The 10528-nt window shown below is 64.2% G+C and carries 9 protein-coding genes and 1 pseudogene; 2 read left to right on the top strand and 8 right to left on the bottom strand.

The annotated features are described in order from the left end of the window. The 4 genes and pseudogenes from MIC448_RS01840 to MIC448_RS01825 form a co-directional block, all read right to left on the bottom strand. Positions 1–492 (bottom strand): annotated as a pseudogene (locus MIC448_RS01840) (hypothetical protein); the annotation flags it as partial. Then, entirely contained in the window at positions 485–892 is a 408-nt protein-coding gene (locus tag MIC448_RS01835; protein ID WP_036295206.1) for a hypothetical protein, read from the bottom strand. The gene MIC448_RS01835 and the pseudogene MIC448_RS01840, both read right to left, overlap by 8 nt. Positions 893–939: 47 nt before the next feature. Beyond that, a complete protein-coding gene (locus MIC448_RS01830) occupies positions 940–1320 on the bottom strand; it encodes a hypothetical protein (RefSeq protein ID WP_036295203.1) in 381 nt (126 codons plus the stop codon). Between the two features lie 71 nt (positions 1321–1391). Beyond that, on the bottom strand, positions 1392–1673 hold the full coding sequence (locus tag MIC448_RS01825) for a helix-turn-helix domain-containing protein (RefSeq protein ID WP_036295200.1): 282 nt from the start codon (positions 1671–1673) through the stop codon (positions 1392–1394). Positions 1674–1886: 213 nt separating this feature from the next. Here MIC448_RS01825 and MIC448_RS01820 point away from each other — a divergent pair, with 213 nt between their 5' ends. After that, a complete protein-coding gene (locus MIC448_RS01820; protein ID WP_036295197.1) occupies positions 1887–2528 on the top strand; it encodes an NYN domain-containing protein in 642 nt (213 codons plus the stop codon). A gap of 22 nt (positions 2529–2550) precedes the next feature. On the opposite strand, the gene MIC448_RS01815 is transcribed toward MIC448_RS01820, so the two are convergent. Genes MIC448_RS01815 through MIC448_RS01800 form a run of 4 tightly spaced genes read right to left on the bottom strand, consistent with a single transcriptional unit; the run spans position 2551 to position 8288 of the window. Then, positions 2551–2967 (bottom strand): hypothetical protein, encoded by a 417-nt coding sequence (locus tag MIC448_RS01815; protein WP_051512922.1) that lies wholly within the window; start codon positions 2965–2967, stop codon positions 2551–2553. Further along, positions 2960–5065: a hypothetical protein gene (locus tag MIC448_RS01810; protein ID WP_051512920.1), complete on the bottom strand. Its 2106-nt coding sequence runs from the start codon at positions 5063–5065 to the stop codon at positions 2960–2962. Before MIC448_RS01810 ends, MIC448_RS01815 begins: the two co-directional genes overlap by 8 nt. Next, positions 5062–6876: a hypothetical protein gene (locus tag MIC448_RS01805; protein WP_036295194.1), complete on the bottom strand. Its 1815-nt coding sequence runs from the start codon at positions 6874–6876 to the stop codon at positions 5062–5064. Before MIC448_RS01805 ends, MIC448_RS01810 begins: the two co-directional genes overlap by 4 nt. Then, on the bottom strand, positions 6873–8288 hold the full coding sequence (locus MIC448_RS01800) for a tyrosine-type recombinase/integrase (protein ID WP_051512913.1): 1416 nt from the start codon (positions 8286–8288) through the stop codon (positions 6873–6875). The genes MIC448_RS01805 and MIC448_RS01800 overlap by 4 nt, the downstream gene beginning before the upstream one ends. An 81-nt stretch (positions 8289–8369) precedes the next feature. Between MIC448_RS01800 and MIC448_RS01795 the strand changes: the two genes are divergently transcribed. Continuing rightward, positions 8370–10400, top strand: a complete 2031-nt coding sequence (locus tag MIC448_RS01795) for a type ISP restriction/modification enzyme (protein WP_144237959.1) — start codon at positions 8370–8372, stop codon at positions 10398–10400. Positions 10401–10528 lie beyond the last annotated feature (128 nt).

Genomic DNA, 10528 nt, shown 5'->3' with positions numbered 1-10528 from the left:
CCCGTGGATGAGCGGGATGCCGTCGTCCCAGCGCGGGCGATGCGACGTGTGACGATCCTGCTCCTGGCTGTCGCCCGCGTAGGGATAGTGCGAGGCAATGAGCCTGTACCCGTGGCGGGTTCCTTCGATTACCTCTGGGAGGATCTCCCAGCCGGCCGCTTCGTACATGGGCTGGAATCGCTCGATGGCACGTTTCGACTGTGTCGCGGGCGAGACGCGATCGTGGTTCCCGGGCACGAGGAGTCGGCGGCCGTGCAGGCGCGAGGTGCGTGGAAGGGATTCAGCGATCGGCCCGAGCGCGAGATCGCCCAGGTGCAGCACGATCGACTCGGGGGTGACGACGTCGTTCCAGCGGCGGATCAGCTCGGCATCCATCTCCTCGACTGTCGAGAATGGACGGTCGGCGAGCTCGCTGATGCGCGCGTGACTGAAGTGGGTGTCAGAGGTCACGAAGTCGACTTGGTCGAAGTCGAACCACGGGTACTCACGCATCGCGGGAACCCGGGTCGTCGGGATCCATGTCGAATGCGTGCAGCAGCATTCGCTCGAGTTCGCTCACCGGCTCCGGCGGCATCCCAGTGATCTCGTCACGTAGCTGACCGAGAGCGGCCTCGATTGCGGTCCGATGCTCGTCGCGCCAGGCGCGAACGTTCGGATCGCGGAGGACCCCGTCTTCACGACTGCCCGGATAGTCGAGCAGGAGCTCGGTCTCGATCGCCGACGCCATTGCGCGTGCATCGACTGCGCTGGTCACGCGGAGAATCGAGAGGTGGGTCGCGGCGTCCGAGCCCGACACCTCGACGAGGTAGCGCTGGATGTCGCCGTCCTCACCGTGCGTGGTCGCGACGAGCGAGACCGTGACCGTACGGCCTGCGATTGAGATCTCGCCCATGCTTCCTCCTCGACGTAGAACCGGCCAACCTATCAGGCGGTGATGGATCAGTCAGTCTCCGGCTCGGGATAGATCCGTCCCGGCCGTACAACGTCGTCGTGTCCGGGGATGAAGGCGATCGCGCCCAATCGGGTCCAGTAACTGATCAGCCAGCGTTGGATGAGCTCGGTCTGTTCACGGCGTTCGAGGAGTGTCCGTCCCGGGTCTTCGATGACGTCGTCCCACGCGATGCTCGTGAACATCGCGTTCAAGAGTTCGGTGCACGACGGCCCAGTGCCATGCGTGTCCCACCATGCGATCGTCAGCCTGCCTGCTTGGGCTGCGGTGCTGGATCCGGCGGGCTCCTCGATCGTTCCGATCAGGGCGGTGAGGTAGGGATCTTCCACCGCCATGACGAACGGCTCCTGATTGAGTTCCGCAGCGCCCATACAGTGCAGAATGCCATACAGATTAGGCCTCTCCTGGTAGTCGCGGCTGTCACCCGCAACGCCGAAGTGCCTCAGCGGATCGTGAGGTCGGGCGTCACGCTGGGCAAGAGGTCCGTGAGCTGAACGTCGAGCACCTGAGCTACCGCCAGCAGAGTCTTGACGGTCGGATTCGCGGGAGTTCCGGGCTTCGACTCGCCTTTCTCGAGCTTCTGGTACGTGTAGCGGCTCAGGTTGGACTCGTACGCCACACGGTCCTGGCTGTATCCGACGCGCGCTCGTTCCCGCTGGATGTTCTGGCCGAGCTCGCGAGCGTAGTGGTCCCACGCATCAGGCGAGGTCGCGGGGGAAGGCACCCATCAAGCGTCACGAGTAGGCCTCTGTGGTAAGGCCTAATCTGTATGGCAATCTCGATGGCTCGACAACCTGGCTCGGACACAAAGACGCCCTCCACGAGGGAGGGCGTCGGGCCACGGTTGGGATGAACAACCGGGCGGGGTGTATCCACACTATACACACGATCGCTGGTAGGAAGGTGATCACCTCGTGCACCGATTTGGAGTCGTCTGTTGTCAGCCTCACCCGTTCCTGGACCGCCGCACGAGCGCCTAATCGTCTACATCGACGGCTTCAACTTCTATCACGGCATGCACGACAAGTTCGGACGCTCGACGCTCTGGATCGACTTCGTCGCACTCGCGCAGAGCCTGCGTCCACGCAGCCACATCGTCGCGGTGAAGTACTTCACCGCACCTGTGCTGGGCGATGCGGGCGCGGCCAGTCGTCAGGCCTACCATCAGGCAGCCGTCGCTGCGCGTCACACCAACGTCTTCAGCGTCACGCAGGGCCGATATCAAGCGAAGACCGTGACGTGCTTCAACTGTCGCGCAACGCGTACGGTGCACGAGGAGAAGGAGACCGACGTCAACATCGCCGTTGCTCTTGTGGGCGACGCCGCTGCGAACGCGATGGACTCGGCACTGATCATCAGCGCCGACAGCGATCTTGCGCCCGCGGTCAGGGCGGCCAAGCAATTCCGCCCGCACATGTTCATCGGCGCCGCCTTCCCACCCAAGCGGTTCTCGAGCGAACTCAAGCAGCTGATGCCCGCGTCGTCGCAGATCGGTCGCGACAAGATCCGCCAGGCTCTTCTGCCCGAGAGCTTCACCGTCGGCGCGACCACGTACACCCGACCTCCGAAGTGGCGATGATGCGAACGAGGTAGCCCCCCCGTCACCTGCAGCGTGGGTCCGCGTTCGGTCGCTTCATCGGAGTGATGTTGCGGCTCGGGTCGTCGCCACGCAGCAACTGGTTCTCGACGTGCAGCTCGGCGACGGCGGTTGCGGCGATCGTCAGCTGTGCTTCGAGGCTGCTCACTCGCTCGCGGAGCTGTTTGATCTGGGCTGCACGATCGGCGAGCGAGCTTCGCAACGACTCGATCTCGCGATCTCGCGGCTGGGACCCGTCGACGCGACGTGCCCACTCATCCATGACCGCAGTCGCTCGGTTCATGGTGGCGCGGCTGATGCCCGCTTCGCGATAGAGGTTCTCTTTGATGAGGCGTCCGTCGGTGCGGATCGCCGCGCCGGTGAGCAGGCGCTCCATCGCGTCGCGCAGTATACGTTCGGTCGCGGCAGTGATCTCAGGCATCCGCAAACTTCCTCGCGATGCGGCGAACGTCCTCAAGCTCTGTCTCGAGTTGTTCGCGATTGTGTGGTGCCATCTTGCGGTCGCGCAGCTTCGCGACGAGGTCGCGTTCCTCCGCGATCCAGATCGGCGCGTGCTCCTCGGTGACGACGGAATTGCCGCAGGCGGTGGGTTGGCAGCGATTAGGCATGACGCCTCCTGCGGCTGCTTCGGCGGGCAGCCCCTTCAAGCACGCCGCCTGCTCAGGGATGCCGAGGCAGTGGTTGACCGTTCCCCATCGGAGCGTGCTGAAGCGATCGCGCAGAAGCGCGCGCAGTGTGCGCTCGTCGCCGACTTTGACCTCGTTGCTTGCGACGGCCTCGACCTTCTCGAGCTCGTCTCGGAAGCGCTGTGCGCCTGCGCCTGCGAGCCTCATCTCGTGGTCTTGGTGAGAAGACCAGGCGCCGACCAACCGTGACGCAACAGCTTCCTGGAGCTCATGCTCGAACTCCGCAGCCCACTCCGGCGTCTCGCTCGCGTACCCGGAGGTCGTGCCGTTCGCGACGGCGCGTCGCGCAGCGTGCTTGAGCTGGATGCCGAGGGCGATCTCGCCGTCTGGCTGTTGCGCGGTGATCACTGCCATCGTCCGCCGGAACATGTGCGGAGCGAGATGAAACGCGGGGATCGGCTCGAGACCGGCATCCGAGGATTGACCGTTGAGCTGAGAGATGAACTGCTTCAGCTCGCTGTGACGATCGAAGCGACCGGCTCCGTCCTGCGCTCGGTGTTCACGGCGTACCGAGCTGAAGACGTCGTCGCCGAGAGCAAGTCGTTCCGCGACGGCGATTGCCTGCGCCACGGGTTCGATGATCCACCAGTTGCGCCGCTGCATCCCGCGTCGACCTTTCCGGAGTTGCGAGGTGACGGCGGGCGCGCCGTACGAGGTGGTGAGCGCTCCCTTCTTGATGCTCAGCAATTCCGAATCGCGCATCATCGTGAGAGCCGCGCAGAAGACGTAGCACGCGTTGCGCAGGAGCTTCAGTTGGACTCGAATCGTCGCCGGGTCGAATCCGTCGATCCACGGCCCGACGGATCCATCGGCGCGTTCGATCGTCGTCGCTTGCGTGGCGAGGCCCCCGCGAGCGGTCGAGAGCGTGCCTGTGGCGATCGCATCGGTGATGTCCCGTCGTCGGCGGACGACGTCGGGACGGTCGAGCTCCGCGAACATCTGCTTGCTGTGCCCATCGGACACAAGCAATGAGAGAAGCGTCCAGTGGATCTCTCCTTCGCGGAATCGCCCGTATGTCATCCGGTGCAGGGGCACCCGGTTTCCTGGCGTTGCGATCCATCGCGCGAGAACTTCCTCGGGGCGTTGAACCTTCACGCGCTCGTCGTTGGGTCGGTCGAGGGCGGACCACTCTGCGCCAGCCGCGAAGATGTCGTGCGAGAACACATCGATGTACTGCCAGCACGCACGCAACAATGGCCACCAGACGTGCGGCGGGATGACCGGTGTGCTCAGCTCGGTGCTGGACTTCTGTCCGCTGAGCGCGATCGTCGTGATCTCACCCCAGGGGCGGAACCGGAGCCCACCGCCGGTGAGGACTGCCGCATAGGTGTGAAGGTCACGGACGGCATCGACGGCCTGCCTGGTTCTGGAGTGGATTCCCATCGCCTTGATGTCGGTGAGGAATCGATCGAGGTGCGACTGGTGGAGCTGTCGGAGCGTGATGTCGGGGAAGGTTTCCGCGTGCCACGCGGCGAACCGCTTAAGGCCCTCGAGCTTGGAGCGGATCGTCTTCACGTGAGCGGGCGTTGCGCGCAGGTAGATCAGCTGGTTCCGCAGCACGGGATGCACAGGATTGAGAAGGGCGATCGCGAGCTCGCGAGCACGAAGGTTCCAGGGGCCGCTGAACGAGTTGAACAACAGCACCGCGGAATGGCGGCCCGCAGCAGGGTTCCATCCCAAGGCGCTGAGATCCCAGCGATCCTCATCTCCGAAGAAGGGGATGGGATAGTCGTGTTCGAGGTGGTGATCGGAGACGACCGGCGTGTCGTCTGCCCAGTGATCGCTTGCAGACGGCTTCGCCCGCTCGGCAGGGTGCCCTTGCTTGATGCTCATTGGTGGACTCCTCTCTGGGTGAGGGGTACGTGGACCGAGACGGACTCGTGCGCAATCCGCGCATTCTCGATTTCAGCCGGGGAGAACTCGCGGAGAATGCGCTCGATGTTCACCAGCTGCTGGCCGTGCACGGCCGCGAACTGGGCCGGAGGCATCTCGTTCTCGTGACCGCGGAGAATCTCTCGGTACGCGAGGACTCGCGGGAGGTGGTCAGCGAACACGATGGCATTCGGGCACGCGAAGCACATCGATGGCCGATGCTCGCAGAGCCGCCCCGCCGGCGTGAAGGGCGATTCGTATGGGGACGTGCACTGGGTCACGTTCATTCGATGCTCTGTGGCGCTCGAGGCAAGCTCCGCTGCGGCGGCGGTACCCAATTCTCCCGCGACATCGTTGACTGTGCTGGCCGCGGCATGCACGAAGACCGGCCCGCGTACGCGATCGAACACCTGGTTCTGAGCCGCGTTGACGGCGTTGCCTGCCAAGACGTGCACGGTCGTCGACTGCGCGTAGTGGCGTTGGTAGACGGCGATGCTGTGATCGTCCCCTGCGGCTGCGTCTGCGCTGCGCAGCACTGCTGCACGAACGCTCTTCACCGTCTTGCGGAGGCGGCGGGAGTCGTACGGCTTCGAGATCTCGGGCGAGATCGACGTCAACAACGAGGTGAATGGATAGCGAGAGAACGACTCCCGTCGCGCGACGAGGTGCCTGGACGCGGTGCGTTGCACAGTGAGGAACAGGACGTCTGCGTCCGAGGCACCGGCTTCTTTCGCTTCGGTTCGAGCGAGTTCGGTGGCGGCGATGAGGCGGAGGATGAGATCTCCTGCACGCCACCCCTTGCGGTCGTCTTCCCCGGTGACTGCGCAGCGCACGGTCCGAGTCCGGTGCGCCCGCGCCTTGCGGAGCAGTACGCGAAGGACGCCGGTCGAGTGCTCGATATCCGTCAAGCGCACTCCTGACCACTCTTCGGGCGCCGCGCCGGTCTCCAATTGCAGCAGCGAACGGAATGCGACGAGATCTTCACTGGTCGGATAGAGGTAGGGCAGAAGTCGCCGCGTGATTCGACCGGCATCAATCTGGGTGACGACTCGCTCGTCTGCGAAGTCCGCGTCAAGGTCGTCCAGCACGCCCGTTGCGCACGCACGCAAGATGTCGCCCTCGATCGTGGCGTGAGGCCGGCGTCCGAGATGGCGAATGCCCCACAGAACGTCGGCGCTACGTCCCCATCCTGCGACTCGTGGATCGGCTCCGCTGGCGAGCAACCGACGGCCTACTGCCAGACGAGTCTCCAACTCGCGGATTCGGGCGCGGCAGGCGGCGCGTATCGCGATGCGTTCCGCATTCGAGAACTCGTCGAGTGGCGTGGATTCTCCGCCTTGGTGCAACACACGCGCTTGCGCCCAGCGGAGGACTGCTTCGCTGATGGTGCGACCACTCGCTGCGTGGACTCGGATGAGCGCGCGCACCTGCCGTCCATACTTGTATGGGATCGTGCTCTGGGGCGGGTAGGCGCCTGCCAACGCAGACTCCCACACGTGCAGAGCATCGATCAAAGAGTTGCCGGGGGACGCCAACCCCGCCGTTCGCGGTAGTGCATCAGGCAGACCGAGCAGAAGGCTGATGAGCGCCCTGCGGTACTGATACGAGGTGCCGTCGGAGTGGTCCATGGTGCGCCGCATATCGATCAGTGCGTCCGCGAGCTCAGCGGCCAGGACAGGGTGTTCGAAGTCGAGCGGGGCAAGTGTTCCATCGAGGTTCGCAGTTGGTAGAACGAATCGCATTTGGCGGGGAGCGAGGTCGATGTTGGTCACGCGGCGTTCCGATCAGCGAGGACTGCCTCCGCGAAGGTCATGCCCTCGTCGCTCCAACTCTCGAATACGTCCTGGATCAGTGCATCCGTGTCCTCGATGTAGCGCAGGTAGACCATGGTCGTCGCCGGGTTCGAGTGCCCCAGCAGCCGCTGCACTGTGAGTCGCGGGTTGATGGCGATGTGCTCGGAGATCGTGGCTGGTCCCACGTTGCCTGCCCGTCGCTCCGCCTCACGGGCGAGGGCCACCTCGGTCAGCGACTTCAGGAGCACGACGGCGAAAGTGTGGCGTAGATCGTGCGGGGTGATCCGTGCACGCCGACCGCCCATCTCGTCCTGAGCGAGCTCCAGAGTGCGCACGCTCGCAGCCTCGAACGTTGCGTGCCATTGCCTGCGGCTGATCGGCAAACCGCCTCGACCGACGAACAGCCCCAGCGCCTCCAGCCCGTGGTCCCGCTCGATGACGGCAATTCGTCGCAGGTGCGGAGGCAGCTGATGCAGCCGCCACCTCGATCGCCTCCCAGCCACCCGACCTCGCACGATGCCTGCTGCCACATCGATCTCGTCGACGACGAACAGCTCGGCGCGACGCCGCCAGAGAGAGGCTGCAGACGTGCGGACAACGGCTCGGCGCTCCGTCTGCCGGTATAGATCGACGGCACGGAGCGTCGTGAGGGGGACATGGACACGGCGACGCTTCTGATACTTTGCGCAGGCCTCAAGCAAGACGCTGGTCCCCGTGCTCGATGGTGGCGGGACTTCGGCGTCGAGCAGCGTGGAGAACTCACCGAGGCGCATCCCCGTCGTTACGGCCAGCTGCGCGCCTGCTTTCGAACGCAGGCTCGTTGTGCCCCGCCAACTCTTGTCCAAATCGCCTGCGGCGGTTCGTCCGCCGAGACCGATGTCGAGGAACGTGCGCCACTGCGCCTGCGTCAGGGGTCGAATGTCCGGCTCGCTCCTCCAACGCGTCCGGAGCGGCGACGATCGTCCGACAGTGATCCAAGGTTCGCGCTGGATCTGCCCGGTCTGCGTGAGCAGCTGATAGATCCCGCGGATCACGACCACGTCGCGTTGCCACGTCGCCGGCGAAACCGGGCGCTCGGAGCCGCTCAGCCGCCATTCGCGGAACGCGACGATGTCGTCGCTCGACGCATGGATCACATCGGTCTGTCGCGCGGCGAGGAACGACGCAAACCGCCGAGCGTCGTAGGCGTACGCGCGAAGCGTCGCCCGGTCTGTGGACGCTGCGATGATTCGGAAGTACGTCAACCACGGCTCCATTGGCCGCCATCGCTCGTCAAGAAGGATAGGCACCCCCTCGGGGAGTGCGAGCGCGTTCGAGTAGACGTTGCGGGTGCGCGCGTCGAGCTCAGACGTGGTGGCGAGTTGGTGGTCGACGAAACGCAGATGCATCATGCTCCGGGGGTGCAGTCGGGTGGGTCGTTGAGACACTGACCGAACGTACACATAACCGCCACCGGCACGGGCACTTTCCTCATGGAGTGGATCCGATCCGCTCGCGAATCATTCCTGGCTTCCCGAACCCTAGAGGAGTGGCCGGATTGGTTTGCATGGCACGTCGCCCCGATGATGCATGCCTTTGAGATCACGCTCGCCCCCTACGCCATCGCGCACCTCAAGGTCGCCGTCGAGAGCAAGGCTGAAGGCGTCATCGAACCCGAGGCGACGATCTTGCTCACGGACACTCTGCAGCACCCCTCTGTGCAGGCGTCGTGGGACTTCGACAATGATCCCTTCTCGCTTGAGGCCGCACGCGCCAACGGACTGAAGGCAACAAAGCGATTCACCGTAGTCATCGGCAACCCGCCGTATAACCGCGAACAGGGAACTGCTGAGGGTGACCGTCGCCATGGGGGCGTTGTCCGTTACGGAGTTCCTGGGATCGCCCCGCTTCTAGACGCGCTCACTAAGCCGATGAGTGCTGCTGGGCAGGGTGTGCACATCAAGAACCTCTACAACGACTACGTCTACTTCTGGCGGTGGGCGACCTGGCGTGCTACCGAGTATCTGGGCAGCGGCCCTGGCGTCGTCGCGATGATCACGGCTTCTTCTTATCTGAGTGGCAAGTCGATGAGTGGTCTGCGAGCGCACTTGCGTGATGTGTTCGATGACTTCTACGTCATCGACCTCGGCGGCGAGGGCCGTGGGGCCAACACAGAGGACAACGTCTTCGACATCCTGACTCCGGTCGCGATTGGAATTGGCGTTCGCCGCACTGCCCAACCGGCGAACTGCAGGGTCCATTACGTCCGAGTCCGTGGTACCCGCTCTGAGAAGTTCGACTGGCTCGACCAGTCATTCGGTGACGTCGAGTTCGAGACCGTCCTGGGCGCGCACCTTGATTCGCTCGCGCCGGTCGCAGGCGGCGCCTACGCCGACTGGCCGACTCTCGTAGACCTCATGCCGTGGTCACACAGCGGGTCGCAAGTAAAGCGCACGTGGCCAATCAGTGCGGACGCGACTCTGCTCGCAACGCGATGGAATGCGATGCTTGCATCGACCGACCGGGCGGCCGCGTTCAAGGTGACGCGAGATCGGACGCTCGATTCGACCCCAGCAGCGCTGACAGGACCGGGACGGCTTCCCTCGCTTCGGACTCTCTCAATCGGCGCGTCGCACGAACCGATCGAGAGATACGGATACCGCAGCTTCGATAGACAGCATCTCCTCGCCGACGCACGCCTCGCCGACTACCCTCGCCCGGAACTGTGGGCGGTACGGAGCGACAAGCAGATCTACCTGACCACGCTCACCTCGACGACGCTCGGCCGTGGCCCTGTACTCACCGCAACCCCATACGTGCCCGACCTAGACCACTTCAAGAATCGTGGAGCGAAAGACATCTTCCCGATGTGGCGTGACGCCGCCGCAACTGATGCCAATCTCGGTCCGGTCGTACTCGATGGGCTCCGTGCGGTGCTTGGCGACGACATAGGCCCCCATGGCTTGATGCAGTATCTCTACGGACTTGGCGGCACCGCGGCATTCAGTGACCTGTTCGGCGACGAGCTCGCGGTCGCTGCAAGCCCAGTTCGCTTGCCCGTCACGAAGAAACGGGCTCTCTTCGACGAGGTCGCCGCCGTGGGTAAGGAGCTGCTCGCGTGGCACACCTGGGGCGAGCGGTACGCGGCGGGTCAGATCCCCCTGGGGGAGGCAGCGGAAGTGAAACCCATAACGGGGAAGCCGAACGAGTTCAGCTACGAGGAGTCGACGCAGACGCTCACGGTCGGTTTTGGCTCGATCGCGCCGGTGTCACCTGCGGTGTGGGACTTCGAGGTTTCCGGGATGAAGCCGTTGCAAAAGTGGCTGGGCTACCGCATGGCCAGGCGTCAGGGACGCACTTCGAGTGATTTGGACAGGATCACCTACGACGAATGGACTTTCACCGACGAACTGCTTTTGGTGATAAGTGTTCTCCAGCACACGGTCGATCTGACGCCACGTGCCAGCACACTCCTTGAGCAAGTTGTCGCTGGAGATCTGTTTTCGGCTGAGGAGTTGAGCTGATGCCGCGAAAGCAAGTCGCTCGAGACCCAGGGCCGTGCTACGAGTTGAGCCGGGTCTTGTCGTCATCGCTCGACAGGTCGCCCCATACTGGGGTCGCTTGCGTTCATCGCCGCTTTTGGGCGGCAGCT

This window comes from Microbacterium sp. C448 (genome assembly GCF_000582705.2).
In the GTDB taxonomy this organism is placed as follows: Bacteria; Actinomycetota; Actinomycetes; order Actinomycetales; family Microbacteriaceae; genus Microbacterium; species Microbacterium lacus_A.
The sequence above is the reverse complement of the archived record's forward strand: the minus strand, read 5'-3'. Positions and strand labels throughout refer to the sequence as shown.